General features: G+C 70.6%; 27 protein-coding genes. 20 read left to right on the plus strand and 7 right to left on the minus strand.

Annotated elements, in window-relative coordinates; translation table 11 throughout:
• Positions 1 to 32 precede the first annotated feature (32 nt).
• Together BMZ18_RS12340 and BMZ18_RS12345 are read left to right on the plus strand one after the other, a co-directional pair.
• On the plus strand, positions 33 to 1208 hold the full coding sequence (locus BMZ18_RS12340) for an acyl-CoA dehydrogenase family protein (protein WP_068150095.1): 1176 nt from the start codon (positions 33 to 35) through the stop codon (positions 1206 to 1208).
• 22 nt (positions 1209 to 1230) lie between these two features.
• Complete coding sequence (locus tag BMZ18_RS12345; RefSeq protein ID WP_068365951.1) at positions 1231 to 2361, plus strand: acyl-CoA dehydrogenase family protein; 1131 nt, start codon at positions 1231 to 1233, stop codon at positions 2359 to 2361.
• Positions 2362 to 2434: 73 nt separating this feature from the next.
• Here the strand turns inward: BMZ18_RS12345 and BMZ18_RS12350 are convergent, their stop codons facing one another.
• Both BMZ18_RS12350 and BMZ18_RS12355 read right to left on the minus strand, forming a co-directional pair.
• The gene (locus tag BMZ18_RS12350; RefSeq protein ID WP_074922232.1) at positions 2435 to 3991 is read right to left on the minus strand and encodes an aldehyde dehydrogenase (NADP(+)); all 1557 of its coding nucleotides are present in this window, start codon (positions 3989 to 3991) and stop codon (positions 2435 to 2437) included.
• 41 nt (positions 3992 to 4032) lie between these two features.
• Positions 4033 to 4854: a TspO/MBR family protein gene (locus BMZ18_RS12355; RefSeq protein ID WP_068363841.1), complete on the minus strand. Its 822-nt coding sequence runs from the start codon at positions 4852 to 4854 to the stop codon at positions 4033 to 4035.
• 219 nt (positions 4855 to 5073) lie between these two features.
• On the opposite strand from BMZ18_RS12355, the gene BMZ18_RS12360 reads away from it, so the two are divergent.
• From BMZ18_RS12360 to BMZ18_RS12390, 7 genes are all read left to right on the plus strand, one after another.
• Entirely contained in the window at positions 5074 to 5622 is a 549-nt protein-coding gene (locus BMZ18_RS12360; RefSeq protein WP_068363843.1) for an alternate-type signal peptide domain-containing protein, read from the plus strand.
• 67 nt (positions 5623 to 5689) lie between these two features.
• On the plus strand, positions 5690 to 6256 hold the full coding sequence (locus BMZ18_RS12365) for a hypothetical protein (protein ID WP_139203952.1): 567 nt from the start codon (positions 5690 to 5692) through the stop codon (positions 6254 to 6256).
• Positions 6253 to 6840: a signal peptidase I gene (locus tag BMZ18_RS12370; protein WP_068363848.1), complete on the plus strand. Its 588-nt coding sequence runs from the start codon at positions 6253 to 6255 to the stop codon at positions 6838 to 6840. Before BMZ18_RS12365 ends, BMZ18_RS12370 begins: the two co-directional genes overlap by 4 nt.
• A complete protein-coding gene (locus BMZ18_RS12375) occupies positions 6837 to 7367 on the plus strand; it encodes a SipW-dependent-type signal peptide-containing protein (protein ID WP_068363851.1) in 531 nt (176 codons plus the stop codon). The genes BMZ18_RS12370 and BMZ18_RS12375 overlap by 4 nt, the downstream gene beginning before the upstream one ends.
• Positions 7360 to 8868 (plus strand): signal peptidase I, encoded by a 1509-nt coding sequence (locus BMZ18_RS12380; RefSeq protein ID WP_068363854.1) that lies wholly within the window; start codon positions 7360 to 7362, stop codon positions 8866 to 8868. The genes BMZ18_RS12375 and BMZ18_RS12380 overlap by 8 nt, the downstream gene beginning before the upstream one ends.
• A 76-nt stretch (positions 8869 to 8944) precedes the next feature.
• Positions 8945 to 9451, plus strand: a complete 507-nt coding sequence (locus tag BMZ18_RS12385) for a mycothiol transferase (protein WP_068363857.1) — start codon at positions 8945 to 8947, stop codon at positions 9449 to 9451.
• A gap of 85 nt (positions 9452 to 9536) precedes the next feature.
• Entirely contained in the window at positions 9537 to 10067 is a 531-nt protein-coding gene (locus BMZ18_RS12390) for a hypothetical protein (RefSeq protein WP_139203954.1), read from the plus strand.
• A 44-nt stretch (positions 10068 to 10111) separates the two neighbouring features.
• Here BMZ18_RS12390 and BMZ18_RS12395 read toward each other — a convergent pair whose 3' ends face one another.
• Positions 10112 to 11140 (minus strand): NADPH:quinone reductase, encoded by a 1029-nt coding sequence (locus tag BMZ18_RS12395; protein ID WP_068363863.1) that lies wholly within the window; start codon positions 11138 to 11140, stop codon positions 10112 to 10114.
• Between the two features lie 40 nt (positions 11141 to 11180).
• Positions 11181 to 11804, minus strand: coding sequence for a hypothetical protein (locus tag BMZ18_RS12400; protein WP_068363866.1), 624 nt, complete (start codon positions 11802 to 11804; stop codon positions 11181 to 11183).
• A gap of 163 nt (positions 11805 to 11967) precedes the next feature.
• On the opposite strand from BMZ18_RS12400, the gene BMZ18_RS12405 reads away from it, so the two are divergent.
• Genes BMZ18_RS12405 through BMZ18_RS12415 form a run of 3 tightly spaced genes read left to right on the plus strand, consistent with a single transcriptional unit; the run spans position 11968 to position 15366 of the window.
• Complete coding sequence (locus BMZ18_RS12405) at positions 11968 to 13602, plus strand: alkaline phosphatase D family protein (protein WP_068363869.1); 1635 nt, start codon at positions 11968 to 11970, stop codon at positions 13600 to 13602.
• A 28-nt stretch (positions 13603 to 13630) separates the two neighbouring features.
• A complete protein-coding gene (gene trhO / locus BMZ18_RS12410) occupies positions 13631 to 14479 on the plus strand; it encodes an oxygen-dependent tRNA uridine(34) hydroxylase TrhO (RefSeq protein ID WP_068363872.1) in 849 nt (282 codons plus the stop codon).
• Positions 14476 to 15366: a pseudouridine synthase gene (locus BMZ18_RS12415; RefSeq protein WP_244516515.1), complete on the plus strand. Its 891-nt coding sequence runs from the start codon at positions 14476 to 14478 to the stop codon at positions 15364 to 15366. Before trhO ends, BMZ18_RS12415 begins: the two co-directional genes overlap by 4 nt.
• Here the strand turns inward: BMZ18_RS12415 and glsA are convergent.
• Together glsA and thiM are read right to left on the minus strand one after the other, a co-directional pair.
• Positions 15335 to 16534 (minus strand): glutaminase A, encoded by a 1200-nt coding sequence (gene glsA, locus BMZ18_RS12420; protein ID WP_068363877.1) that lies wholly within the window; start codon positions 16532 to 16534, stop codon positions 15335 to 15337. The two genes, BMZ18_RS12415 and glsA, sit on opposite strands and share 32 nt — an antisense overlap.
• Positions 16531 to 17358 (minus strand): hydroxyethylthiazole kinase, encoded by an 828-nt coding sequence (gene thiM, locus BMZ18_RS12425; RefSeq protein ID WP_068363879.1) that lies wholly within the window; start codon positions 17356 to 17358, stop codon positions 16531 to 16533. Before thiM ends, glsA begins: the two co-directional genes overlap by 4 nt.
• 267 nt (positions 17359 to 17625) lie before the next feature.
• Here thiM and BMZ18_RS12430 point away from each other — a divergent pair, with 267 nt between their 5' ends.
• From BMZ18_RS12430 to BMZ18_RS12455, 6 genes are all read left to right on the plus strand, one after another.
• Positions 17626 to 17826, plus strand: a complete 201-nt coding sequence (locus tag BMZ18_RS12430; protein WP_068150067.1) for a cold-shock protein — start codon at positions 17626 to 17628, stop codon at positions 17824 to 17826.
• Positions 17827 to 17996: 170 nt separating this feature from the next.
• Positions 17997 to 19091: a BMP family lipoprotein gene (locus BMZ18_RS12435; RefSeq protein ID WP_211267490.1), complete on the plus strand. Its 1095-nt coding sequence runs from the start codon at positions 17997 to 17999 to the stop codon at positions 19089 to 19091.
• Between the two features lie 11 nt (positions 19092 to 19102).
• Positions 19103 to 20671, plus strand: a complete 1569-nt coding sequence (locus BMZ18_RS12440; protein ID WP_068363882.1) for an ABC transporter ATP-binding protein — start codon at positions 19103 to 19105, stop codon at positions 20669 to 20671.
• Positions 20668 to 21888: an ABC transporter permease gene (locus BMZ18_RS12445; RefSeq protein WP_244516516.1), complete on the plus strand. Its 1221-nt coding sequence runs from the start codon at positions 20668 to 20670 to the stop codon at positions 21886 to 21888. The genes BMZ18_RS12440 and BMZ18_RS12445 overlap by 4 nt, the downstream gene beginning before the upstream one ends.
• Positions 21885 to 23147, plus strand: a complete 1263-nt coding sequence (locus tag BMZ18_RS12450) for an ABC transporter permease (protein WP_068363885.1) — start codon at positions 21885 to 21887, stop codon at positions 23145 to 23147. The genes BMZ18_RS12445 and BMZ18_RS12450 overlap by 4 nt, the downstream gene beginning before the upstream one ends.
• Before the next feature lie 122 nt (positions 23148 to 23269).
• Positions 23270 to 23917 carry an SDR family oxidoreductase gene (locus tag BMZ18_RS12455; protein ID WP_068099675.1) on the plus strand — a complete coding sequence of 216 codons (648 nt, stop codon included), beginning with the start codon at positions 23270 to 23272 and terminating at the stop codon, positions 23915 to 23917.
• Positions 23918 to 23963: 46 nt separating this feature from the next.
• Here the strand turns inward: BMZ18_RS12455 and BMZ18_RS12460 are convergent, their stop codons facing one another.
• Positions 23964 to 24839: an aldo/keto reductase gene (locus BMZ18_RS12460; protein WP_068363888.1), complete on the minus strand. Its 876-nt coding sequence runs from the start codon at positions 24837 to 24839 to the stop codon at positions 23964 to 23966.
• Positions 24840 to 24864: 25 nt separating this feature from the next.
• On the opposite strand from BMZ18_RS12460, the gene BMZ18_RS12465 reads away from it, so the two are divergent.
• The gene (locus BMZ18_RS12465; RefSeq protein WP_068363891.1) at positions 24865 to 25689 is read left to right on the plus strand and encodes an HAD family hydrolase; all 825 of its coding nucleotides are present in this window, start codon (positions 24865 to 24867) and stop codon (positions 25687 to 25689) included.
• A gap of 16 nt (positions 25690 to 25705) precedes the next feature.
• A complete protein-coding gene (locus BMZ18_RS12470) occupies positions 25706 to 26434 on the plus strand; it encodes a siderophore-interacting protein (protein WP_068363894.1) in 729 nt (242 codons plus the stop codon).
• The last annotated feature ends 6 nt before the right edge of the window (positions 26435 to 26440 follow it).

A 26440-nucleotide genomic window follows, 5' to 3' on the forward strand; every position in this document is an offset into this window, starting at 1 on the left:
GCAGACGACATGCCGACTGTGAAAGGTCACTCATGAACCTGGCACTTACCGAGGACGAAGCCGCGTTCCGCGACGAGATGCGGAATTTCTTCCGGACCGAGATCCCGGCCGACATCCGCGAGCGGAACGCCGCCGGCGAGGAACTGTCCCGCGAGGACATGGTCACCACGCTGCAGATCCTCAACAAGCACGGGATGGCCAGCCCGCACTGGCCGCTCGAGTGGGGCGGCAAGGACTGGACCCCGATGCAGCACCACATCTGGCTCGACGAGCTGCAGCTCGCGTCGGTGCCGGAGCCGCTGGCCTTCAACATCTCCATGGTCGGGCCGGTGATCGCGACGTTCGGCAGCGAGGAGCAGAAGCAGAAGTTCCTGCCGCCGACGCAGAACCTGGACATCTGGTGGTGCCAGGGTTTCTCGGAGCCGGAGGCCGGCTCGGACCTCGCCTCGCTGCGCACCGTCGCCATCAGGGACGGCGACGAGTACGTCATCAACGGGCAGAAGACGTGGACGACGCTCGGTCAGTACGCGGACTGGATCTTCGTGCTCGCGCGGACCAATCCCGATGCGCCGAAGAAGCAGGCCGGCATCTCCTTCATCCTGGTGGACCTGAAGACCCCCGGTATCACCGTGCGCCCCATCAAGCTCATCGACGGTGGCCACGAGGTCAACGAGGTGTGGTTCGAGAACGTGCGCGTTCCCGCCGAGAACCTCGTCGGCGAGGAGAACGCGGGCTGGACCTACGCGAAGTTTCTGCTCAGCAACGAGCGCACCGGCATCACCCGACTCGGCTTCACCAAGACCAAGCTCGCCCGTGCCAAGGAGCTTGCCGCGCAGACCGCCGTCGGTGACGGCACCCTGCTCGACGATCCGGTCTTCGCCGCGCGGTTCGCCGAGATCGAGAACCAGGTACTCGCACTGGAACTGACGCAGCTGCGCATCGTGTCGAGCTACGTCGAGGGCAAGGAGAACCCGGCGTCGTCCGTGCTCAAGTTGCGCGGCAGCGAGCTGCAGCAGCTCGCCACCGAGATCCTCACGGACGTCGCGGGACCGGACTCGCTGCCGTTCGAGGCGGGCGAGGACATTCCGACGCCGGTATGGGCGCAGCGCGCCACCCCGACGTACCTGAACTTCCGCAAGACCTCCATCTACGGCGGCTCGAACGAGGTGCAGCGCACCATCATCGCCTCCGGCATCCTCGGCCTCTAGACCTCACGCAGGAGAACGTCACATGCAATTCGAACTGGACGACGAACAGAAGTTGTTGCGGGACACCGTCCGTGAGGTCCTGAGCCGCAGCTACGACAACGAGAAGCGCAAGGCCGCCGTGGAGAGCGAGCGCGGCTGGACCGAGTCGGTCTGGAAGCAGTTCGCCGAGCTCGGTCTTCTCGGCCTCAGTTTCGCGGAGGAGGACGGCGGCATGGGCGCCGGCCCCGTGGAGACGTTCGCGGTGATGACCGAGATCGGTCGACGCCTCGCTCCCGAGCCGCTGCTCGACGGCGTGCTCGTCCCCGGTGGTCTGATCTCCGAGGTCGGCTCCGCGGAGCAGCGTCAGCGGATCCTGCCCTCGGTCGCCGAGGGGCAGACGCTGCTGGCGTTCGCGCACACCGAGCCCGGCCGTCGGTGGCCCGCGGCCGAGGTGTCCACCACGGCATCCGAGTCGGGCGGCTCGTTCACCGTCTCGGGCACCAAGAACCCCGTGCTGCACGGGAACTCGGCGAACCACCTCGTCGTCAGCGCCGCCTTGCCGTCCGGCGGTGTGGGGCTCTTCCTCGTCGACGCGGACGCCGACGGGGTCGCCCGCACGCCGTACCGCACGCACGACGGACTGCGCGGGGCCTCGATCGTGTTCACCGAAGCCGCAGCCGAGCCGCTCGGCGACGGTGGGGACGCCACCGCCGCGATCGTCGCCTCGAACGTCCGCGCGCAGGCCGCGCTCGCGGCCGAGGCGTTGGGCGCGATGGAGGAATCGCTGCGCCTGACCACCGAGTACCTCAAGCAGCGCAAGCAGTTCGGTGTCCCGCTGTCGAAGTTCCAGGCGCTGACGTTCCGCGCGGCGGACATGTACGTCCAGCTGGAACTGGCCCGCAGCATGGCGCTCTACGCCACCATGTCGCTGGCCGACGGCACCGCGGACCCCGTGGTGGCCTCCCGCGCGAAGCTGCAGATCGGGCGGTCCGCCCGGCAGATCGGCCAGGAGTCGATCCAGCTGCACGGCGGCATCGGCGTGACCGACGAATACCCTGTCGGACACTACTTCTCGCGCCTGACCGCCATTGAGCACACCCTCGGTGGAGTCGACGACCACCTCCGGGTCATCACAGGGGTGGTCAAGGACCACGAGATGCTCGGGGTGTCCTGACACCTGCGTCACGACGTCGGCCGGCGATCCCCACGGGGGTCGCCGGCCGCTCGTGCGTTCGGGGCGTGCCGCGTCAGTCGCGCGTGAACCGGCCGTCGACGCGACGCACGATGCCGTCGGGATTGCCGTCGGCGATCGCGCTCGGCAGCAGTTCAGCGGGCACGTTCTGGTAGGCGACGGGGCGCAGGAATCGGTCCATCGCTCGGGCGCCCGCGGACGTCGAGCGGCCGTCCGATGTCGCCGGATACGGGCCGCCGTGCACCATCGCGTGGCCGACCTCGACGCCCGTCGGCCACCCGTCGAACAGGATGCGACCGGCCGTGCGTTCGAGAATGCCGAGCAATCGCCCGGCCGTCGGCAGGTCGCTGTCGTCGGCATGGACGGTGGCCGTCAGCTGGCCCTCCAGCGCGCGGGCCACCCGCTCCGTCTCGGTCGCATCAGCACACCGCACCACCAGGGCCGACGCGCCGAACACCTCGTCGTGGAGCGTTGATTCCGAGAGAAAGGTGCCGGCGTCGACGGCGAACAGCGCCGCGCGTCCGGCGTTCGGCGCGTCGGTCGCCGGGCCGCGGGCGATCTCGGTGGCGACCGTCGTCAGGGCCTCCACTCCGGCGGCGTAGTTCCGTGCGATGGCCGACGTCAGCATCGGGGCCGGTTCGGTGGCCGCGATCGCGTCGGCCGCGGCGGCGAGGAAGGCGTCGAGCCCGGGCCCGTTCTCGGCCACCACTATCCCCGGGTTGGTGCAGAACTGCCCGACCCCGAGGGTGAGGGAGTCCACGAAGGCGCGGCCGAGCTCCGCCCCTCCTGCTGTCAGTGCGCCCGGGAGCAGGAACACGGGGTTGACCGCGCTCATCTCCGCGTAGACCGGAATCGGGACCTTGCGCCCGGCCGCCGCGCGCATCAGAGCGGTTCCGGCAGAGCGCGATCCGGTGAAGCCGACGGCCGCGATGCGCGGATCCGTGGCCAGCGCCGTGCCGAGCCCGGGGCCGTCGCCGTAGAGCAGGGAGAACACGCCCGGAGGCATGTCGGTCGCGTCCGCGGCGGCGACGACGGCGCGGGCGACGTATTCCGACGTGCCCGGGTGGGCGTCGTGCGCCTTGACGACGACCGGACATCCGGCGGCGAGCGCGGAGGCGGTGTCGCCGCCGGCCACCGAGAACGCGAGCGGAAAGTTGCTCGCCCCGAACACCGCCACGGGGCCGAGCGGAACGGCTCGGCGGCGGATGTCGGGTCGGGGGAGCGGAGTGCGGTGGGGCAGAGCCGGATCGAGATGGGCGTCGGCCCAGCTGCCCTCGCGCACCACATCGGCGAACAGCCGGAGTTGCCCGGTGGTGCGGCCCAGCTCGCCGGTGAGGCGCACGACGGGCAGGCCGGATTCGGCGGCCGCCCGGTCGATCACCGTCTCGCCGAGGGCCTCGAGGTGCTCGGCGACCGCCTCCAGGAACCGTGCGCGACGATCCGTCGGGGTGGCGCGAACGAGGTCGACAGCGTCCTCCGCGGCCGCGCAGGCGTCGGCCACGTCGGCCGCGCTGCCGTAGCGGTAGGCGGGGGACAACGTCTCGCCCGTGGCGGGGTTGCGTCCGTGGACGGTCTCGCCGGCGCCGCGTCGGGTCGCGCCGGCGACGGTCATCACGCCGGCCAGGGGCGCGGTCAGGGCGTCGGCGTCCACGGTCAGCGACGCTGTCGCGCGGTGACGCGCAGGGCGAGCGTGCCCACCAGCACCACCGCGGCCGCGAGGGCCGCCGTCCATCCGACCACCGTGTCGACGTTCTCCCCGGCCAGTCGCCCCTGCGCCACCCACGCCCCCCAGGACAGCGACAGGGCCTGGGCGATCCGACCGCCCGACACACGGGCGAGGAACAGTCCGACGAGCGCGGCGACGACGAGCACGACGACGGCCCACAGGGTGGCGCCTCCCGTCCAGCCGATCGACGCGAGCCACGCACTGGTGTTGGCGACGGTCGCGATGCTCACCCAGCCGAGGTAGAGGCCGAACGTCCCGTCGGTCACCACGGTGTCGACGGCGGTCGCCGCGGTGGAGGTTCGCTCGCCGGGATGCCGGATCAGCAGTGCGAACACCACGGCCAGCGAGGCCAGCAGAGCGACGATGACCACCACGCTGAGGAACACCTGGCCCCACTGCACCACCAGGATCCACGCGGCGTTGAGGATCATGGTGGCTGCGACCGGGCGCCGCAGGACTCGCTGCCGTGCCGATCGTTGCTGCGCCGGGAGCGCTTGCCACACCGCGTAGGCGATCAGCCCCGCGTAGATCACGGACCAGATCGAGAACGCCGGACCGGCCGGAGCCACGAGCGTCGCGGTGGCGCTGAGTGCGCCGCCGGCGGCCTCCGCGATGGGTGTCCCGACCACGGCGCCGGAACCGAGGAAGCCGCCGAGCACGGCGATCAGGGCGCTGACGATCACCAGCATCACGCCGGGCCTGTCCGGCGCGGTGACCGATCGTCCGGCGTGGGTGGTCTTCGTGGTCATGGCGTCTCCGGGGTCGTGTCGTTCGGTGACCTTCGTGTCGTTCGGTGACCTTCGTGTCGTTCGGTGACCTTCGGAGTGCCCGAATTGCCGCGACCGAAAACCGCGGTGTTCTGACTTCGTCCAACAATGGCGCGTATGGCGATTCGTTGTTAACGAATGGGTACATCAATGGCGAATCGATGGTCGGGGTCGGGGCGACACGACAGGAGAGACGACGACATGAACAGAACCACCAAGGGCGCACTCGCCGCCGGCGCAGCCGGAGTCCTGCTCCTCGGCGGGGCGGGCAGCTTCGCACTGTGGAGCGACAACGAGGCGGTGCAGGGCGGCACCATCACCGCCGGCGAACTGGACATCGCGCCGGTGGCGAAGGGCGTCTGGACCGATGTCTCGCCCGGCGCGACGAGCACGGAAGGCGGGGTCGACCCGGCGACCTTCCGCATGGTGCCGGGAGACGTCCTCGAGTACCGCGCGTCGTACCGGGTGAGCGCCGACGGCGAGAACTTGCGCGCCGTTCTCACGGCGGACCCCAACAGCGTGACGCGGAGCGGGGACCTGAACGAGGCGAACACCCCGGTCACTCTCACCACGACCTACAACGGAACGCCGTTGGCCGGCAACCAGATCACCGAGGCGGACAACGGCCGCGTCGTCGACGTGGTCGCGCGGGTCACGTTCGTCGAGACCACGCCGAATCAGGTGGGCACCAACGACACGGTCAACCTGTCCGGATTTCGGATCAACCTGCAGCAGTCGGCCCGAACCTAGAGGTCCGGTCTGCCTGGTCCGGCTCGACGACGCGGGACGCATCCGTCCCGAGACGAGGTGAATCACCGTGTCCCGCAGGGTGTGGACGGCGGCGGCCGTGCTGGCCGCCGCCGGGTTGACGTTCGCGTCGGTGCAGACCACCGGCGCGTTGTGGCGCGACAGCGAAGCGGTGCCCGGCGCCACCCTGCGCGCCGGTTCGCTGGGGTTGTCCACCGGTGCCGGCAGCGGAAGCACGTACACGTTCACCGCGTTGGCCAAGAACCCGGTGCTCGTGAACCAGGCGGTGCAGGCGCCCCTGACGATCACCAACACCGGCACCGCGCCGCTGCGGTTCCGCCTGACGAACGGGGGACCGACAGTGACGTCGGCAGGGACCACGGGAGGCGTCACGGTGTCGCTGGCCGGCGCCGTGGTGACCGACGCGGAGGCGTGCACCGCCACGACCGGAATGGGGTCGGCGTTTCCCACGTTTACCGCGACCGCGCCCACCCAGGGCGTGGTGGGTATCTGGCAGGAACTCGGTCGCGGCGACAGTCAGACATGGTGCGTTCGAACGACTCTCACTGCAGCGCCCACGACGGCGTCGGTGACCTACCAGCACCGTTTCGCCTTCGCCGTGGAGCAGGTGCGATGACCCCGAAACATGCTCGGCCCGACACCGACCCGGACGCGGGTCGGAACCTCGACACGGACACCGGCGCATGGTGGTGGGTCCGCACCGTGCTCTCGTGGGTTCTCCTGTTGGCGGTACTCGCGGTGGTGTCCGCGGCCGTCGTGGTGCCGAAACTGGCCGGGGCGCAGCCGTACACGATTCTCACCCAGTCGATGAAGCCGACCTACCCGCCCGGCACGCTGGTCGTGGTGCGGCCGGCCGACACGTACGGCGTCGGTCAAGCGGTCACCTACCAGATCCGGTCCGGTGAGCCCGACGTCGTCACACACCGCATCATCTCGACCGGGCTGGACCGGGACGGGGACCGCGTCTTCGTCACGCAGGGCGACAACAACCCCCAGCCGGACGAGCCCGCCGTGCAACCCGGCCAGATCCGCGGCGCGGTGTGGTACTCGGTTCCCTATCTGGGACATGTGAACACGTGGCTCACCGGCAGCACCCGCACCACAGTCGTGGCGATCGCCGCCGGTGCCCTGGGCGTCTACGCCCTCGCCCAGTTCGCGGGAGCGTTCCGCGCCCGCCGCACGTCGGGCGGGTCCGCGTGATCTCGGCGCGGTCCTCCGTTCGTCTGCGGGCGGTCCTCGCGTTGGGGGCGGTGCTCGGCCTCGGATCGGTGGGCACGCTGGCCGCGTGGTCGGCCTCGACGACCACGACGTCCGGCAACTTCGTCACGGGCCACGTCGACATCAAGGTCAACGGCAGCGAGGGCGCCCCGACTCCGACGACCATCTCTCTGACCCCGAACACGCTGGTGCCCGGCCAGTCTCGCGCGACGATCGTGACCGTGAGCAACGTGGGGTCGATCGGATTCGACTACACCACCGCCGCGGCCGCGAGCGGAACGCTCGGCGCGAACCTCGCCGTCACCGTCCGCCCCGGCGCGACGGTGGCCGCCGACGGCACGTGCCCCGGAACGGCCGTGGTCACGGGCACGGCGCGACGCACGGCGAGCGGCGCGTCCGATCCGTTGTGCGTCCAGCTGACGCTCTCGTCGACCGCGCCCACCACGGCGCAGGGGCAGACCGGCACGGCGACGGTCACCTTCACCGCGACGGGGGTGGGCAGTGCCTGAGTCGGAACCGACGGACGTCGACGCATCCCGTCCGCTGCCGCGGCCCCTCGACCGCGCCCTGTCGGTCATCGCGGTGCTCGGCGCGCTGTCGCTGACCTTCGCGCTGTGCGCGACACTGTTCTCACTGACGCCCTTGGTGTTTCGCTCCGGCTCCATGGAACCGGCTATTCCCACGGGCTCCCTCGCCGTCGCCCGTGACGTACCAGCGTCGGAGGTGGCCGAGGGAGACGTGGTGAGCGTGCTGCGCACCGACGGCTCACGCATCACCCACCGCGTCGAGCGAGTCGACTCCGTCCACGGCGACACCGCCACGCTGATCCTGCGAGGGGACGCGAACGACGCCCCCGACGCCGACCCGTACGTGGTCGCCGACATCGACCGCGTCGTCGGCCATGTTCCCGTACTCGGCTACGCCGCATCGTGGTTGGCGACGCCCGTCGCGTGGGTGGTCGGCGCGCTGCTCGCCGTCGGACTGGTGGTGCTGATCGTGCGGCCGGACGTGCCGGCGCCGAGCAGTTCCCGTGGGCGACATCGTGTTGCGGCGACCGCGGGGGCGGCGTTGGTCGCCGTGATCGTCGTGCCGTCCGTCGGCCGCACCGACGGTACGGTCGCGGCGTTGTCGGACAGCGCGCAGGTGTCCGTCCAGGTGGCGGCGGTGACGTTGTCTCCGCCCGCCACTCTTCGGTGCGACCCCGTGAGCTCCAATACGGTCAGGCTGACGTTCCCCCGGGTGAGCATCCCCGGCGCGACCCCGGAGTACCGGCTCGGACTCCGCGGGAGTACGGCACAGGTGGTGCCGTCGACCACGGATCCGGTCACGTTCGACTTGAACAGGTCCTTTCTCGGCGGATTGTTCCTGTCCGGCGATCGTGTCGTGGACGTCGTCACCGTCCTCGGGACGTGGACGTCGGGGTCCGCCGTCTCGCAGACCGTGACGTACGGCGCGGTGACCGGCCTGACCTGCAAAACACCCGGTGCCGGGGGCGTCTCGAGTGCCCCGGTGCGGTCGTTCGGAGCGCAGGCGCTGTCCGGTCCGACCTCGACCGCGACGTCCGGACCCTCGACCACCGCCCCGCCCACCACGACGACTACGCCGACGACCGCGTCGACGTCTCCCGGCGCGGCCACGCCCGGCCCGTCGTCCTCCGCGAGCGCGGCTCCGACCCAACCGACCACCTCGACACCGCCCACCAGCACCACCCCGCCACCGCCGCCGGCGAGTGCGTTCGTCGCCGAGGGGGGCTCGTCGTCCAGCGGGGGCGCCACGGCCTCGGTCTCCGGCGGCACGTTGACGGTCACCGACGCGTCGGGGGCGACGCTGCTCACCCGGCCCGTCACCACCAGCGCCCGCTACGGCACCGGCGTCGTGTGGTCGTCGACGGGTGATCTCTACGTGCTCTCGGACGCCGGTGTCACCCGCATCGTCGTCGGGAACGGGACGGCGAGCGCCGGACCGGCGTCCACCGAGTCGCTCCCCACCGACATCCGGGCGCTGCTGTAGGCGTGTGAGCGCGCCGCCGCTCGGGCACTCCCGACGAGGAGCATGCGCGAGCGCGCATCGGTGAGAGGAGTCAGCGGTGGACCACAGAGGTGTCCTGATCGACGGATTCGAGCGGGTGAAGGAGACGGTGCACGCCACCCTCGACGGGGTGAGCGACGACGCCCTCACCGCGCGGCTGGATCCGGAGGCCAACACCATCGCGTGGCTGGTCTGGCATCTCGCCCGCGTGCAGGACGATCACATCGCGGGCGTCGCGGGGTCCGAGCAGGTCCATACCTCGGCGGGCTTCGCCGCCCGGTTCGGCCTCCCGTTCGACGACGGCGACATCGGGTACGGCCAGTCGAGCGACGACGTCGCTGCGGTCGTGGCCCCCGCCGACCTGCTGCTCGAGTACGTCGACGCGGTCCACGACCGCACCGTCGACTACCTCCGCGGGGTGTCCGCCGAGGATCTCGACCGCGTCGTCGACGAGAACTGGGACCCTCCGGTCACGCTCGCCGTTCGCTTGGTGAGCGTGCTGTCGGACGATCTGCAGCACGCCGGACAGGCGGCCTACGTGCGCGGGGTCCTGGAACGCCGGTAGGCGGGCCGCTGTCGGTGGGCCGTGCGAGGGTGTGGCCCTCGCGGCCCGGGTGGGCCGCCCGGCCCACCACGAAGGGACCCTCCTCATGACCACCTGGCCCGCGTCCTGGCCGCCCGCTGCCCACGACCTCGCCGACGCCGTGCTCCGGCTGACCACGGCGATCGCGCGGGACCCGGAGGACACCGACCCTGCGGTCGCGGCGCTGGTGGCGATGCCCGTCCGCGTCGAGGACGTGTTCGCGGGCATGCTCCGGATGCTGCTCGAAGCCGCGTTCGCGGACGGTGTCGATGCCGACGACGTCTCCGGTCTGGTGCGGCAGGTGGCCCAGCGTGATCCGAGCCTCGACCCGACCGACGTCGTCGCAGTCGTGCTCGGCACGCTGGGAATCCACCCGGAGCCGGTGCGGCACGATGCCGACTCGGCGGAGACCGGCAGTCAGGACCCCGCGGACGCGCCGACGGTCACGCCCGTCGACCGGCTGGTGCCGTACGTGGCCCTGCGCGTCTCGTCGGCCGTGGCGGTGGTGCTGGCCGAGCGGGTGCGGACGCCGCTCGCACCGGTCGTCACCGCGGTGCTGAACGACGTCGCGTCCGCCGAGTCCGTGGAGTGGGCCTGACCGCACCGGTCACGTGAACCGGTCAGGTGTCGAACGGGACGCCGTCAGATCGACGCGATGTCGACGAGCACCTTGCCGGTCGCGCCGTTCTCGACCGCGGCGTGGGCGTCGGCGGTGCGGTCCAGCGTGTAGCGGTGGAGCGGCAGACCGTGCTCCTCGCCCACCGGGAGTGCGCCCGCCGCAACGGCATTCGCGACGTCGTGCTTCGCCGCCTCGAGGGCCGCGGTGCCGACGGTGTAGAGCAGCACGAACTGGTAGCGCAGGTTGCCGACCATGCTGGGACGGATGTCGAGGGTGACTGCGTCGCCGCCGTTGTTCGCGTAGATCGCGATCGATGCCCGCGGCGCGGCGACGGCCACGTTCAGTTCGGCGTTCTGGGCGGGTGCGACCTCGACGATCAGGTCGACCCCGTCCGGCGCGATCTCGCGGATGCGGCTCGCGGCGTCCTCGGTGCGGTAGTTCACCACGTGGTGGGCGCCCGCAGCCGTCGCCAGCGTGCCCTTCTCGGGTCCGCTGACGGTGGTGATCACGGTGCCGCCCGCCCAGCGCGCCAGCTGGATCGCGGCGTGGCCGACGGCACCGGCGCCGCCGGCGACCAGCACGGTCTTCCCGGACAGGGCACCGGGGTGCAGCCGGTCGGGGCCGTCCTCGGCGACGGTCAGCGCGCGGTGGGCGGTGACGGCCGGGACGCCCAGCGAGGCGCCGAGGTCGAAGGAGACGTCGTCGGGAAGGCGCACCACCCGGTCGGACGGGACCACGGTGTACTCGGCGGCGGTTCCGGTGGGGCGCTGGTGCTGCGCGAGGAGAAGCCAGACGCGGTCACCGACGCCGAGGCCGGCCACCTCGGGCCCCACGGCGTCGACCACGCCGGCGCCGTCCTGGCCGGGGACCACCTCGTCGAACGCGGGCTTCTGTCCGGGGCCGGCGCCGGTGCGGGATTTCCAGTCCGTCGGGTTGACCCCGGCGACGGCGAGGCGCACACGCACCTCGCCGGTACCGGGGTCGGCGACCGGGCGGTCGACGGCGGTCAGGACGGACGGGTCACCGGTTTCGGTGTAGACGATTGCCTTCATGTCCGGTCCCAACCACCGCGACCCCCGCTGGTGTTCCTGCCTAGGCGCCCGTCCGCACCGTCTCGTGGCGGGCGAGGAGCAGACCGAGCAGGGCGTACCCGGAGATCAGCTGGGCGGAGGCGACCCACAGACCGGCGTCGCGCACGATCAGGACCACCGGAATCGAGGTGACGAACCAGGACTGCGCCCACAGCGTCGTCCACCGGATGCTGCCGGTCCAGCGGCCGGCGATGGCCACGCGGACACCGATGCCGACCATCGTCGCCATGGACAACGGCCAGCAGAGGTCGAACGCCATCCACACGGGTGTGCCGTGCAGCAGCCAGAACGCGTCCAGCAGCGTCGACACCACCGCCCCCGCGAGGAACAGGAACTGCAGGCGATAGACGCCGCGGGCGAGGGGTCCGTCGCCCATGGCCGCGGTCCGGTACTGCAACAGCAGGAGCCGGGCGATGCCGGCCTGGAAGAGCAGGGCGGTGGCGCCGCCGAGCAGCGACTGCCATCCGAAACCCTCGTGGTCGCCGGCGATCGCCATGCCGACGGCCCAGGCGACTGTGCCGACGGCCAGCAGAGCGCCGGTGGTCCGAACGGTCGACGCGGGTGCGGTGTCCGGACGCGTCTCGACGAGACGGGTGGGGCCGGCGGTACGGGACGGAGCGGTCATGGTCGTGTCCTTCGTGTTGGGGGGGTATCGGCGGGGACCGGTCGGGGAGATCCGGTGCTGGACGTACCGTGCCGCGGCCCCCCGGGAAACCACTGGGAACCGGCTGGCAGCGAATCCACGAGTTCACTTGACCGCGAGGCGTCCGTGCCCTGAACTTGCTTGCGTGCCCGTGACCCGTCGCCGCTTCCTCGAGTCCACCGCCGTCGCCGCCGGAGTGGGAGCCGCGTCCGTGCTCACCGCGCGCGCCGCGTCGGCCGATCCCGCCGCGGTCTTCCGGCACGGAGTGGCCTCCGGCGATCCGCTTCCCGACGCCGTGATCCTCTGGACCCGCGTCACGCCGACGCCGGACGCGGTGCCGGGCTCCGGTCGCGGGCCGGCCGTCGTCGTCTCCTGGGTCGTCGCGCGCGACGCTGCCCTCACGGACGTGGTGCGGTCGGGAACCGTCACGACCTCCGCCGACGCCGACCACACCGTCAAGGTGGATGTCTCTGGTCTGTCGCCCGCGACGTCGTACCACTACGGATTCACGGCCGCGGGGCAGTCGTCGCCGACGGGGACGACGCGCACGGCGCCGGCCACGTCCGCCGAGGTGGACCGGTTGCGGTTCGGTGTGGTGTCGTGCTCGAACTGGGAATCGGGGTACTTCGGTGCCTACCGACATCTCGCGGCTCGCTCCGACCTCGACGCGATCGTGCATCTCGGCGACTACATCTACGAGTACGAGTCCGGCGGCTTCGAGGGCAAGAACGGGGTGGTGCGGGTCCACGACCCGGTGCACGAGATCGTCACACTCGCCGATTACCGAATCCGCCACGGCCAGTACAAGACCGACCCCGATCTGCAGGCCGCGCATCTCGGCGTTCCGTGGATCTGCACGTGGGACGACCACGAGTCGGCCAACGACGCCTACGATACGGGCGCGCAGAACCACCAGCCGGCCACGGAGGGCGACTGGGCCACCCGCAAGGCGAATTCCGTTCGGGCGTACTACGAATGGATGCCCGTCCGTGCGGCCGGGACTCCGGACAACCGACACCTGTACCGGCGTCTGCGGTTCGGCACCCTCATGGAACTGTCGATGCTGGATCTGCGCACCTACCGGTCGCAGCAGGTGCTGCCGTTCCAGGGCGCCGCGGTGGACTCGCCGGACCGCACGATCACCGGTGCCGGGCAGATGGCCTGGCTCACCGACTCCCTCGTGACGTCCCCGACGCGCTGGCGCGTCATCGGCAACCCGGTGATGATCACCCCCACGCTGATCCCGCCGCTCGAGCCGGAGACCACCCGCGCGGTCACGCAGCTGCTCGGCCTCCCGGCCGGTGGAGTGTCCTACAACGCCGATCCGTGGGACGGCTACACCGCCGACCGGGCGCGGCTGCTCGACGCGCTGCGCACGAACGGCGTCGACAACGCCGTCTTCGTCACCGGCGACATTCACTCGTCCTGGGCGTGCGACATCCCGGTCGACGCCGCGAACTACCCCGCGGCCGGCACGGTCGCGACGGAGCTGGTGGTCACCTCGGTGACGTCGGCCAACATCGACGACTTCCTGCGGGTGCCGGAACACACCGTCGGCCGCGTCGCCGAGGGCGCGTTCCGGGGACTGAACCACCACGTGAAGTATGTCGACCTCGACACCCACGGGTTCGGTGTCCTCGAGGTCACGCCCGCGGCGGTCCAGATGGACCACTGGTACCTGGTGGACAAGGAGGATCCGAACACCGCCGCGTACGTCGGTGCGGGCTACCGGGTGCCCAGTGGAACGCAGGCCGTCACCCCGGCGGCGCCGCTCACCTGACCCCCGACGGCCGGTATTCTGGCCTTCCGTGTCGACCCCCAAGATCGTGCTGTTCTACGTGTTCACGCCGTTGCCGGACCCGGAGGCGATTCGCCTGTGGCAGCTGGCGCTGGCGTCGTCGAACGGTCTGACGGGACGCATCGTCGTCTCCCCGCACGGCATCAACGCGACCGTCGGGGGAGACGTGCGGGCGGTCAAGCGGTACGTGCGCGGCACCCGTGAGTACGCCCCGTTCGCCGGGGCCGACGTCAAGTGGTCGGACGGGCGCGGCGACGACTTTCCCAAGCTCAGCGTCAAGGTCCGCCCGGAGATCGTCACGTTCGGCGTGCCCGATCGCGTGCGGGTCACCGCGGACGGGGTGGTCGGCGGCGGTACGCCGCTCTCGCCGGACGAGGTCCACGCGTTGGTCGCCGAGCGCGGTGACGACGTCGTGTTCTTCGACGGTCGCAACGCCTTCGAGGCGGCCGTCGGCCGGTTCGACGGTGCGGTGGTGCCGGACGTGGAGACGACGCGCGACTTCGTCACCCAGCTCGACGCCGGGGTCTACGACCATCTCCGGTCGACACCCGTCGTCACGTACTGCACGGGTGGGGTGCGGTGCGAGGTGCTCTCCGCCCTCATGCGCGAGCGGGGGTTCGAGGAGGTCTACCAGCTCGACGGTGGCATCGTGCGCTACGGGGAGAGATTCGGTGACGACGGGCTGTGGCAGGGATCGTTGTTCGTGTTCGACGAGCGTCGGACGGTCGCGTTCTCGCCGGACCCGGCGGTCATCGGAACCTGTTCGGGCTGTGGACATCCGACGTCGCGGTACGTCGACCTCGACGACGGTGACGGTCGCTCGCTGACGCTGCGCTGCCCCGAGTGCGCGCCGGCGTGACGCCGCTTCCGTTCCGCGGCGGTCTGCCGCCGCTGCGGGTGCGGTTGCCGCACGGGGCGCACCCGCCCGCCACGCTCGACTTCCTCGCTGCCCTCGAGCCGCCCGAACCCTGGGCGGATCGCATGGCGGCCGGCGAGGTGGTCGACGAGCGCGGCCGCCCCTGGGCGCCCGAGAGTGCCTATCGCCCCGGCGCCTTCGTATGGTTCCACCGCACCCCGGCGCCCGAGGTGCCGGTGCCGTTCGAGCTCGAGATCCTCCACCGCGACGAGGCGATCGTCGTCGTCGACAAGCCGCACTTCCTCGCGACCATCCCGCGCGGGCGGCACGTCACCGAGACGGCGACGGTGCGACTGCGGCGGTTGCTGGACGATCCCGATCTCACGCCCGCGCATCGACTGGACCGGGCGACGGCCGGGGTGCTGCTCTTCACCACCGCACCGCGATTCCGCCGCGCCTACCAGGATCTCTTCGTCCCCGGCGGCGGCGCCGTCAAGGAGTACGAGGCGCTGGCGGGCTACGATCCCGCGCTCGAGTTTCCCCGCACCGTGCGGTCACGAATCCTCAAGGAGCACGGGGTGATGACGGCCGTCGAAGTGCCGGGAGAGCCCAACAGCGAGACTCGAATGGACCTGATCGAGCGGCGGGGCGGTCACGCACTCTACCGGTTGCGTCCACGGACAGGGCGAACCCACCAACTGCGAATCCATCTGTCGTCGTTGGGCATTCCTATCGTGGGCGACCCCTTCTACCCCGAGTTCGTTTCCGTGCCGGCGGACGATTTCTCCACGCCGTTGCAGCTCGTGGCCCGTCGACTGGCGTTCGACGATCCGCTCACCGGCGTCCGGCGGGAGTTCGTCAGCCGGCGTCGGCCGACCGATGCTCCATGAGCCCGTTCGGATCGTCGACGTGGACGTCGCGCCCGTCGCCCCGGAGTCGCTCGATCAGCTCGGTCAGCAGCCGGATCGCCGCCCCGTTGATCGCGCGGGCCGGTTCCAGGTCGAAGGTGACGGGGTCGCCGCCGTCCGCTGCCGATTCGGCGTCGTGCGGTTCCGTGTCGTCCAGCACCCGGTTCATGATGTTCTCGGCGCCCGCGAACCGGATGTCACCCTGCAACTCGTAGGTGGTGCCGGCGCCGTCCGTGCGTACGGCTCGCACGGCGGAGTGCCCGGACGGGGCGATGTCCATCATGTGCAGATCCATGTCGCGCGAGAGTCGTTCGAAGACCCGCACGCCCCGCACGCTGTTGCCGCGGTCGTCGAGACCCGGTGAGTGCACGGCGATGCCGAGTTGTCCGGGCAGGACCCCGATGACGGCTCCGGACACGCCGCTCTTGGCCGGGATCCCGACGGTGGCGATCCAGTCGCCCGTGCCGTCGTACATCCCGCACGTGGTCATCGTCGAGAGGACCTGGCGCATCACCGCACTCGACGCCACCCGCTCTCCGCTGTCGGGGTGCACCCCGCCGTTGGCCATCGTGGCGGCGAGCACCGCGAGGTCGACGCTGGTGACGTCGATGCTGCACTGGCGGGCGTAGCCCTCGACCACCTCGTGCGGATCGCACGCCAGCACACCCACGGACGCGAGCATGTGCGCCAACGCGAGATTGCGGTCCGCTCCGGCCATCTCGTCGTCGACCACGCTCTCGTCGACAGCGAGCTCCCGCCCGACGAAGGACGCGTGCAACGCGAGGATTCGATCGGCGCGCTCGGTCGCGTCGGACCCGTGCACCAGCGAATGGGCCGCGATGGCACCGGCATTGATCATCGCGTTGCGCGGTCGGCCCGTCTCGGCTTCGAGCGAGATCTCGTTGAACGCATCGCCGGACGGTTCGACGTCGATCTTCTCGTGCACCGCGTCCAGCCCGTGGTCACTCAGCGCCAGCGCGTACGTCAGCGCCTTCGAGATGGACTGGATGGGGAAGGACACCTCGGTGTCACCCGCGCTGTACCGCGTGCCCTCGACGGTGACGACGGCGACCGACAGCGGCGACTCGTCGTCTTCCTCGGTGCACTCGCTCACGACGTCGCGGAGGTAGTCGGTGATCGGACTCCTCACGCGTCGTGCTCCACCCGCGCCCGGCGGCGGACGTCGTCCGGCGAGACTTCGTGCAGCGCATCGAGATACGCGACGGCGAAACTCCCGGGTGACGACGCGCGATCGGCGGCGACGTCGGCCGCCACCGTCACGTGAGTGTGGGCCGCGGCGACGGCGAGTCCGACGTCGGGCACCGCGGCGCAGTAGGCGGCCACCAGCGCCCCGAGCGAGCACCCGGTGCCGGTGACCCGCGTCAGCAGGACGGAACCGCCGGTGACGCGGGTGGTTCCGGCCGGGGACACGACGTGGTCCACGGCGCCGGAGGCGGACACGGCACCCGCCCACTCCAGCAGCCCGCGGGCGGCGGGGACGGCGTCGGCGGGGTCGTCGGAGGAGTCCACGCCGCGTCCTCCCCCGCCCTCCGTCCCGCCGGCCGTGAGGCCGTACAGCCCGATGATCTCCGACGCGTTGCCGCGCACGGCTGTCGGACGGTACTCGAGCAGGTCGCGAGCGAGGGCGCCGCGCCAGGGGAGTCCGCCGGCACCGATCGGATCGAGCACCCACGGGGTGCCCGCGTCCTGCGCACCCCGCGCCGTCGCGTGATAGACGTCGGCGGTGTCGTGCGGGGTGCCGAGGTTGATCAGGACGGCGTCGGCGACACCGGCGAAAAGTGTTGCCTCGTCCCGGTTGTCGACCATCGCGGCGCTCGCCCCGGCGGCCAGCAGCACGTTGGCGGTGAACCCGGCGGTGACGTAGTTGGTGACGGCATGCACCAGGGGAGCGCGGTCGCGCAGCGCGGCGAGAGCGTCGGCCAGGGCGTCGGCGGTGATCGGAGCGGAACTCATGACCCCGGTGTACCCGACGCCGGGTGGCTCACGCGAGGTGGCCGAATGGCCACCACCGGCCGCGGTGCGGTAGCCTCGTCGGTAGCTGAATGGTCGTAGTTTTTGTGTGTTCGTGTATCCGCACGCTCGCTGGGAACTTGTCGTTGCGAGCGTGGTCGTCGTCCTGGAGCCTCATCCGAGGTTCTCGGAGTCTCGCCCCGCTTGAAGAGCCGGCCCGGGTATCGCACAGTGCGGTATCCGATGTACGTCAGCTGTAGGGAGCTCATCATGACTCAGGGAACCGTCAAGTGGTTCAACGCCGAAAAGGGCTTCGGCTTCATCGCTCAGGAAGACGGCCCGGACGTCTTCGTTCACTTCTCCGAGATCCAGGGCAGCGGCTTCAAGAGCCTCGACGAGAACCAGCGCGTCGAGTTCGAGGTCACCACCGGACCCAAGGGCCCGCAGGCCAGCAGCGTTCGCGCTCTCTGATCTCGCATCACCCCGACGGGGTCGTCCACCGCACTGCGGTGGCCGGCCCCGTCGGTCTTTTTCGGGCAGGTGCGCGGCGGACGTCGGTGGCTCGGGTTAATGTTCCTTCACAGCCTCCCGGCGCGGGCACCATCCCGGCGCCGGCTCCCCGTCCGAAACGGAGTACTCCCGTGCCGAAGACCCTGTCCACTCTCTCCGCCCGGTCGCGGGTGCCCGCACTGGCCGGTGTGTCCGCACTCTCGCTGCTCGCCGCCGCCTGTGGCGCGGCGCCGGAGGAGAGCGGCAACGGCGGAGCCGCCTCGGGCGACTTCAAGCCCTGCATGGTGTCGGACTCCGGCGGCTTCGACGATCGCTCGTTCAACCAGCTGAGCTTCGAGGGCCTGCAGAAGGCGAGCGAGGACGCCGGCCTCGAGCCGATCACGGTGCAGTCCAACTCGCCCACCGACTACACCCCCAACCTCAACAACCTCGTCGACCAGGGCTGCGGCCTGATCGTCACGGTCGGATTCGCGCTCGCCGACGCCACCAAGCAGGCCGCGGAGCAGAACCCGGACGTGAACTTCGCCATCGTCGACGACAACTCGATCGAGCTCGACAACGTCAAGCCCCTGACGTACGACATGGCGCAGTCCGCGTTCCTCGCCGGCTACGCCGCGGCCAGCTTCAGCACCACGGGTGTCGTCGGGACCTTCGGTGGCTCGCAGTTCCCCACGGTCACCATCTTCATGGACGGCTTCGCCGACGGTGTGCAGTACTTCAACGAGCAGAAGAACCGCGACGTGCGGGTCATCGGCTGGGACGTCGCCGCGCAGAACGGCTCGTTCACCGGCGGATTCGAGGCCAACGAGGTCGCGAAGAACACCGCGCAGGGTCTCATCGACCAGAACGCCGACGTGATCTTCCCCGTCGGCGGTCCGATCTACCAGTCGGCGGCGCAGGCCATCCGCGACACCAACCGGCCCGTCGCCCTCATCGGTGCGGACGCCGACGTCTACGTCTCCGATCCGACGGTCGCCGACCTGGTGCTGACGTCGGTCACCAAGGGACTGGCCACCAGTACCGAGGAGGTCGTCACCACCGCGGCCGACGGCTCGTTCGACAACACCCCGTACGTGGGCACCCTCGAGAACGAGGGCGTGGGCATCGCGCCCTTCCACGACTTCGAGTCGCGGGTCGATCCGGCTCTGCAGGGTGAGTTGGACGCCATCCGCGCGGGCATCGTCGACGGGTCCATCGAGGTCGTCTCGCCCTCGTCGCCCAACTGACCCAACGGTCCATGACGTCTCAGCAGCCGCCCAAGCTCGAACTGCGCGGCATCACCAAGCGGTTCGGGTCGCTGGTGGCCAACGACTCCATCGATCTCACCGTGGAGGCAGGTCAGATCCACTGCCTCCTCGGGGAGAACGGTGCCGGTAAGTCGACCCTGATGAACGTCCTCTCCGGCCTGTACCGGGCGGAGGAGGGCGAGATTCTCCTCGACGGTGTTCCGCAGGCCTTCGCCGGACCGGGTGCCGCGATGACGGCCGGCATCGGCATGGTGCACCAGCACTTCATGCTGATCCCGGTGTTCAGCGTCGCCGAGAACATCGTGCTGGGCAACGAGAAGACGTCCTTCGGTGGGCGGCTCGACCTCGACGCCGCGCGCGCCCTGGTGCGTGAGGTGTCCGGTCGGTTCGGCTTCGACGTCGATCCGGACGCGATCGTGGGCGATCTGCCGGTCGGGGTGCAGCAGCGCGTCGAGATCATCAAGGCGCTCTCCCGCGACGCGGACATCCTCGTCTTCGACGAGCCCACGGCCGTCCTCACGCCGCAGGAGACCGACGAGCTGATGGTCATCATGCGTCAGCTCGCGGACGCCGGCACCGCCATCGTGTTCATCACCCACAAGCTGCGCGAGGTGCGCGCGGTCGCGGACCGCATCACGGTCATCCGGCTCGGCTCGGTGGTCGGCGAAGCGCAGCCCACCGCCACCGACGGCGAGTTGGCGTCACTGATGGTCGGCCGCGACGTCCAGTTGCGAGTCGGCAAGCAGGACGGGCAGTTCGGTGACCCGGCGCTGGTGGTGCGCGACCTCACCGTGCTCGGATCCACCGGCCCGGTCGTCGACGCGGTGTCCTTCGAGGTCCGATCCGGCGAGATCCTCGCCATCGCGGGCGTGCAGGGCAACGGTCAGACCGAGCTCACCGAGGCGCTGCTGGGCCTGCGACCCCCGGTCGCCGGCAGTGTCGAACTCGACGGGCGCGAGCTGGTCGGGCGATCGGTGCGCGAGGTGCTCGACGCGGGGGTCGGGTTCGTTCCCGAGGACCGCTCGCACGACGGTCTGGTCGCCGAGTTCTCCGTGGCGGAGAACCTCATGCTCGACCGGTCCCACGGGGAACCGTTCACCCGGCGGGGCGGCGTCGTGCGGTCGTTCCTGCGCCGGTTCGCCACCGAGAAGGTGAAGGAGTTCGACGTCCGGACGCCCGACGTCGACACGCCGGTCGGTCGCCTGTCCGGCGGAAACCAGCAGAAGGTGGTGCTCGCGCGCGAACTCGGCCGCGAGTTGCGTCTGCTCATCGCCTCGCAGCCGACGCGCGGCATCGACGTCGGCTCCATCGAGTTCGTGCACAAGCGCATCGTCGCGACGCGCGACGCGGGCACACCCGTCGTCGTGGTGTCGTCGGAACTCGACGAGGTCGCGGCGCTCGCCGACCGCATCGCCGTGATGTATCGAGGGAGGATCGTGGGCATCGTGCCCGGCGACGCCTCCCGTGAAGAGTTGGGAATTCTCATGGCCGGTGGACCCGCCGATGCCGCCGACGGACCCGCCGATGTCGCTGCAGGTCGACGGGAGACGTCGGCGTGACCACCACCGACACCGCGCCCACCGGATCGACGCCGCCCGCGGCCACCGAGACCGAATCGGTGCTCCGGCGCATCGCGACCGGCAGTGTGCTGCTCTCGTTCTTGTCCGTCGTCATGGCGCTGGTGGTCGGGGCGGTGCTCATCGCCGTCACCGATCCCGAGGTCCGCACCGCGTCGGGCTACTTCTTCTCCCGTCCGACCGACACACTGTCGGCCGTGTGGGACGCGGTGTTCGGCGCCTACTCCTCGCTGTTCCAGGGCAGCGTCTACAACTTCCGCCGTCCGCGGTTCGTCGACGGCATCCGTCCGCTGACCGAGACCCTCACCTTCGCGACGCCGCTCATCGCGGCAGGTCTCGGTGTGGCCCTGGCCTTCCGGGTCGGCATGTTCAACATCGGCGGCCGCGGTCAGATGTTGATCGCCGCCGCGTGCGCCGGGTACGTCGGCTTCACCTACGACCTGCCGCCGGTGGTCCACCTGATCGCCGCGATCGTCGCGGGTGTGGTGGGCGGCGCGCTGTGGGGCGGGATCGCCGGTCTGCTGCGCGCCCGCACCGGCGCGCACGAGGTGATCGTCACGATCATGCTCAACTACGTCGCGTTCTACCTCATCTCGTACCTGCTGCGGACTCCCGGAGCCCTGCAGGCGCCGGGGTCGAACAACCCCAAGACCCCCGCCATGGCCGACACCGCGGTCCTGCCCTCGCTGTTCGGGTCGCGGTACTCGCTGCACTGGGGCTTCGTGCTGGTCGTCCTCGTCACGGCGGCCGTCTGGTGGCTCATGGAGCGCTCCGCCGTCGGGTACCGGTTCCGGGTGGTCGGCGAGAACGCCGCGGCCGCGCGGGTCGCCGGAATCCGGGTCGAGCGCACCTACGTCTGGGCCATGGTGCTGTCCGGTGCTCTCGTCGGACTCGCCGGCGTCGCGCAGGTGCTCGGCACCGTGACCACCGGATTCACCGCGGACATCGACGCCGGCATCGGCTTCGACGCGATCACCGTGGCGTTGCTGGGCCGCTCCCGGCCGTGGGGCGTGTTCGCCGCGGGCATCCTGTTCGGCGCGTTCAAGGCAGGTGGCTTCGCCATGCAGGCCGCGGAATCCATCCCCGTCGACATCGTCCTGGTGGTGCAGTCGGTGATCGTGCTGTTCATCGCCGCCCCGCCCTTGGTGAGGGCCGTGTTCCGACTACCCGAATCCCGATCGAAGGCGGCAGCCCGATGAGCACGGTGGTCGCCGAGCGCGCCCCCGAGGTGCGGCCGGGCGTGTCCTGGAAGCTGCCGATCGTCTTCGGCGTCGTCTCCGTGCTCGCCCTGGTGTTGTTCGGCCTGCGGGGAGAGAGCGGCACCAGCACCTTCCGCCTCGCGTCCGACGGTGATGTCGTGGCGCTGCCTGACGTCGGACTGCCCGCGCGGGCCACGTGCGTCGTTCTCGTCGTGGTCCTGTTCGCGCTGACGGCCCTCGCCGCGGCGCTGACGCGAGCGGGTCGTCACACGCCACTCGCGGTGACGGTGGTGTTCGCCGTCGCGTTCGTGCTCACCTTCCTCACGTGGTCCGCGGCCGGCGAGACCATCCCTGTGCCGGGCCTGCTGCTCGGCACCGTCGCTCTCAGCACACCGCTGATCTTCGGCGCCCTCGGCGGCGTGATCTCCGAGCGCGTCGGTGTCGTCAACATCGCGATCGAGGGTCAGCTGCTCGGCGGCGCGTTCGTCAGTGCCGTCGTCGCGTCGGTCACCGGATCCGCCTACCTCGGCCTGGCGTCGGCTCTCATCGCGGGCGCCCTGGTCGGCAGCGTGCTGGCGGTGTTCGCCATCCGCTACTTCGTCGACCAGATCATCGTGTGCGTGGTGCTCAACGTGCTCGTCGTCGGCCTCACCAGCTTCCTGTACTCGAAGGTCCTGGTGCCCAGCGGCGCCACCCTGAATTCGCCGCCGCGGTTCCCCCGGCTCGAGATCCCGGTGCTGTCTCAGATCCCCGTGCTGGGGCCGCTGCTGTTCCGTCAGACCGTCATCGAGTACGTCATGTTCGTCGCCGTGATCGCCGTCTTCGTCGGTCTCTTCAAGACCCGCTGGGGGCTGCGGCTGCGCGCCGTCGGCGAACACCCGCGGGCCGCGGACTCGGTGGGTATCGACGTGCGCCGCACCCGGTTCTGGAACGTGTGCCTCGCCGGGGCCATCGCGGGACTGGGCGGGGCGTACTTCACGCTCGGCTCGGTCGGCGCGTTCGGTAAGGAGATGACCGCCGGAGCCGGCTACATTGCGCTCGCCGCCGTCATCTTCGGGCGGTGGGACCCGGTGCGCGCCACCCTCGCGGCCCTGCTTTTCGGCTTCGCCTCCAACCTGCAGAACGTGCTCGGCATCATCGGCTCGCCCGTGCCCAGCGAATTCATGCTGATGCTGCCGTACGTGGTCACCATCCTGGCCGTCGCCGGACTCGTGGGGAAGGTGCGCGGCCCCGCCGCCGCCGGCAAGCCGTACCGCTGACGAGTGCAGATGTTTGTGGTCGCTCCCGCTCGATGTTTGTGGTCGCTCCCGCTCCGGGCATCCCGAGCGCTGGTAGGAGTAGGGCCCCGCGCCCCGCTCGACACGCACTCGAAGGGAACACCATGTCTCGCATCGCCATCGTCGGTGGCCACGGAAAGATCGCACTGAAGCTCGCGAAGCTCCTCACCGAGAGCGGTCACGAGGTGTCCTCCCTCATCCGCAACCCCGACCAAACGCCGGACATCGAACAGGCCGGTGCCACCGCCGTCGTCGCGGACGTCGAGAACCAGACCACGGAGCAGATCGCCGGCACCATCGCCGAGCACGACGCCGTCGTCTTCGCGGCCGGCGCGGGTGGCGGCAACCCCGACCGCACGTACGCCGTCGACCGCGACGCTGCCATCCGCACCGTCGACGCCGCCCAGTCGGCCGGGGTGTCCCGCTTTCTGCTGGTGTCGTACTTCGGTGCGGGTCCCGATCACGGTGTCGCGCCGGACAACTCGTTCTACGCGTACGCCGAGGCCAAGGCGGAGGCCGACCAGCACCTGAAGAACAGCGACCTCGACTGGACCATCGTCGCCCCGTCGTCCCTCACCGACGACGCGGGCACCGGCTCCATCCGGACGAAGGAGCAGGGCGCGACCGGGGAGAGCGTCAGCCGGGACGATGTGGCCGCCGTCCTCGCCGCAGCGCTCGACACCCCCTCGACGTCACGTCGCATGATCGAGTTCGACCAGGGCGACACCCCGATCGCCGACGCCCTGGCCTGACGCCGGGCGTGCGCCGCAGGCCTGACCCTGCGGCGCACGGGGGCCGTCAGTCGGGGGCGCCGATGTTCAGATCGTTCGGATGCGCCCCCACCCGCTCGCCGGTGTCGAGGGCGTCGATGCGCTGCAGGTCATCGTCGGACAGTTCGAAGTCGAACACGTCGATGTTCTGCGCGATCCGTTCCTCGTGCACGGACTTGGGGATGACCACCAAGCCGTTCTGCAGGTGCCACCGGATCATCACCTGCGCGGCCGACTTGCCGTAGGCGGCGCCGATGTCGGTCAGCGTCTCGTCCGTGAGCAAGGTGTTCGGCTTCGAGTCGCGCCCCCACCCCGAGTTGCTGGTGCCGCCGAGCGGGCTCCACGACTCGACGGTGATGCCGTGGTCGCCGGCAACGTGCCGAATCTCCTTCTGTGCCAACCGCGGGTGCAGCTCCACCTGGTCCACGGCGGGCAACAGTCCGCCGCGGTCGACCAGCAACCCCAGGTGGCGCGGCTCGAAGTTGCAGACACCCACGGCCTTCGCCCGGCCGGACTCGGAGATCTTCTCGAACGCATCCCACGTCCGCAGCAGCCGCTCGTCGTTCTGCAGCGGCCAGTGGATCAGGTACAGGTCCACGTAGTCGGTACCGAGCTTGCGCAGGCTCTCGTCGAACGCGGCCAGCGCGGAGTCGTATCCCTGGTCCGAGTTCCACAGCTTCGTCGTCACGAAGAGGTCCTCGCGCGGCACCGACGACGCCGCCAGTGCCCGCCCCACCCCTTCCTCGTTGCCGTACGCCGCGGCGGTGTCGACGTGCCGGTAACCGGCCTCGTCGATCGCGTAGCGCACGGCTTTCTCGGTCTCGTCGTTCGTGGCCTGCCAGACGCCCAGTCCCAGTGCGGGGATCGACGTTCCGGAATTCAAGGTGATCGTCGGAGTGGTCATACCCCCACGGTAGCCACCTGGAAGAGTGGTCGGTGTGAAGCTGTTCGCGACGGACCTCGACGGCACCCTCCTGCGCTCGGATCGCACCGTCTCCCCGCGCACCGCGGCCGCACTCCGGGCCGCCGGCCACGCGGGGATCGAGGTGGTGTGGGCGACGGCGCGGGCGCGGCACTCCGTGCACGAGTTCGCCGCGGCCTGCGGTTTTCGCGGAATCGCGTTGTGCGCCAACGGCGCCGTGGTGATCGACCTCGCGGACGGAACGCCGATGATTCGCAGCACCGTCGGACTGGACCCGGCGGCGGGTGCCGCTGCCGTCGACGCGGTACGACGGGCCGTGCCGGGCACGGTCTTCGCCGCCGTGGGCCCGACGACGTTCGTCGCGGAGTCCGGTTACGCCGCCCTGTGCGTGTTCTCCGACCATCATCGCGAGCCCGAGTCGATGGTCCTGGCCGACGAGCGTTTCCCGACGCTGACGGAGGACGTCGTCAAGATCGTCGCCCGGCATCCGGAGATGGCGAGCGTCGATCTCTACCGGGCGGCGGCGGACGCCGGGCTCGATCTGGCCGTGACGCATTCGGGTGCGCCCTACGTCGAGATGGCGGCGCGCGGGGTCTCCAAGGCCGCCGCTCTCGCCGCGCTCTGTCGGGAGCGGGGGATCGACGCGGTCGACGTGGCGGCCGCGGGCGATGCGCGCAACGATCTGGAGATGCTCGCGTGGGCCGGGACCGCGGTGGTTCCGAAGAACGCCATCGCCGAGGTGCGGGCCGTGGCGGATCGGCTCGTGCCCGCCAACGACGACGACGGGGTAGCCGTGTACCTGGAGGAGCTCACCCGCGCCGAGCCGACTTAGGTTACCCTCACCTCTCGTGAGCACTCAGACCAAGGGCTGGCAGGGCACCGTTCTCAAGTTGATGGGCGGCGCCGACGTCCGGTTGACCGTTCTGCACACGGACGACGTCACGCCGCACTATCGGCGCGTGCGGATGAACGCGGGTGGGCTGTTCGTCCGCAAGGCCTACCACCCGACGATGTGGCTGCGGTGCTGGTTCCCCACCGACGACGGCTCGTCGACGCTGCACCACCGCGCCTACACGGTCGTCGACCCCGATCCCGAGGCCGACGAGTTCACGGTCGAATTCGCCCTCCACGCCGGCGCGGCATCGGACTGGGCGCGACGCGCCCGTCCCGGCGACACTCTGGACGCGACCTTCCAGGGATCGAAGTACGCCGTACCCGACCCGCTGCCCGCCGGATACCTGATCGCCGGGGACTCGGCGTCGGTGCCCGCGATCAGGTCTCTGCTCGGCGCGCTGCCGGACACGCTTCCGGTCACCCTGTGGCTCGAGACGGTCCACGAGTCGGACCACGACCTGCCGATCGCGGCCACCCCCGCGACCACCGTCCACCGCATTCCGCGACGCGACGGTGGTGCGGCCCTGGTGGAGGCCGTCCAGGCCGGGGTGTTCGACGCCCCCGATCACGCCGCCTGGATCGCGTGCGACACCGTGACCACGCGCGCTCTCGGGTCGATCTTCAAGTCCCGGTACGGGGTCGCGCGCGGGGCGCTCAAGGCCCAGGGGTACTGGATCGCCTGACGCGCG

This window comes from Rhodococcoides kroppenstedtii (genome assembly GCF_900111805.1).
Lineage (GTDB): Bacteria > Actinomycetota > Actinomycetes > Mycobacteriales > Mycobacteriaceae > Rhodococcoides > Rhodococcoides kroppenstedtii.

Coding starts and splice junctions, on each gene's coding strand:
- BMZ18_RS12340 (WP_068150095.1), top strand. CDS start 33: ATGAACCTGGCACTTACCGAGGACGAAGCCGCGTTCCGCGACGAGATG.
- BMZ18_RS12345 (WP_068365951.1), top strand. CDS start 1,231: ATGCAATTCGAACTGGACGACGAACAGAAGTTGTTGCGGGACACCGTC.
- BMZ18_RS12350 (WP_074922232.1), bottom strand. CDS start 3,991: ATGACCGTCGCCGGCGCGACCCGACGCGGCGCCGGCGAGACCGTCCAC.
- BMZ18_RS12355 (WP_068363841.1), bottom strand. CDS start 4,854: ATGACCACGAAGACCACCCACGCCGGACGATCGGTCACCGCGCCGGAC.
- BMZ18_RS12360 (WP_068363843.1), top strand. CDS start 5,074: ATGAACAGAACCACCAAGGGCGCACTCGCCGCCGGCGCAGCCGGAGTC.
- BMZ18_RS12370 (WP_068363848.1), top strand. CDS start 6,253: ATGACCCCGAAACATGCTCGGCCCGACACCGACCCGGACGCGGGTCGG.
- BMZ18_RS12390 (WP_139203954.1), top strand. CDS start 9,537: ATGACCACCTGGCCCGCGTCCTGGCCGCCCGCTGCCCACGACCTCGCC.
- BMZ18_RS12395 (WP_068363863.1), bottom strand. CDS start 11,140: ATGAAGGCAATCGTCTACACCGAAACCGGTGACCCGTCCGTCCTGACC.
- BMZ18_RS12400 (WP_068363866.1), bottom strand. CDS start 11,804: ATGACCGCTCCGTCCCGTACCGCCGGCCCCACCCGTCTCGTCGAGACG.
- thiM (WP_068363879.1), bottom strand. CDS start 17,358: ATGAGTTCCGCTCCGATCACCGCCGACGCCCTGGCCGACGCTCTCGCC.
- BMZ18_RS12430 (WP_068150067.1), top strand. CDS start 17,626: ATGACTCAGGGAACCGTCAAGTGGTTCAACGCCGAAAAGGGCTTCGGC.
- BMZ18_RS12440 (WP_068363882.1), top strand. CDS start 19,103: ATGACGTCTCAGCAGCCGCCCAAGCTCGAACTGCGCGGCATCACCAAG.
- BMZ18_RS12450 (WP_068363885.1), top strand. CDS start 21,885: ATGAGCACGGTGGTCGCCGAGCGCGCCCCCGAGGTGCGGCCGGGCGTG.
- BMZ18_RS12455 (WP_068099675.1), top strand. CDS start 23,270: ATGTCTCGCATCGCCATCGTCGGTGGCCACGGAAAGATCGCACTGAAG.
- BMZ18_RS12460 (WP_068363888.1), bottom strand. CDS start 24,839: ATGACCACTCCGACGATCACCTTGAATTCCGGAACGTCGATCCCCGCA.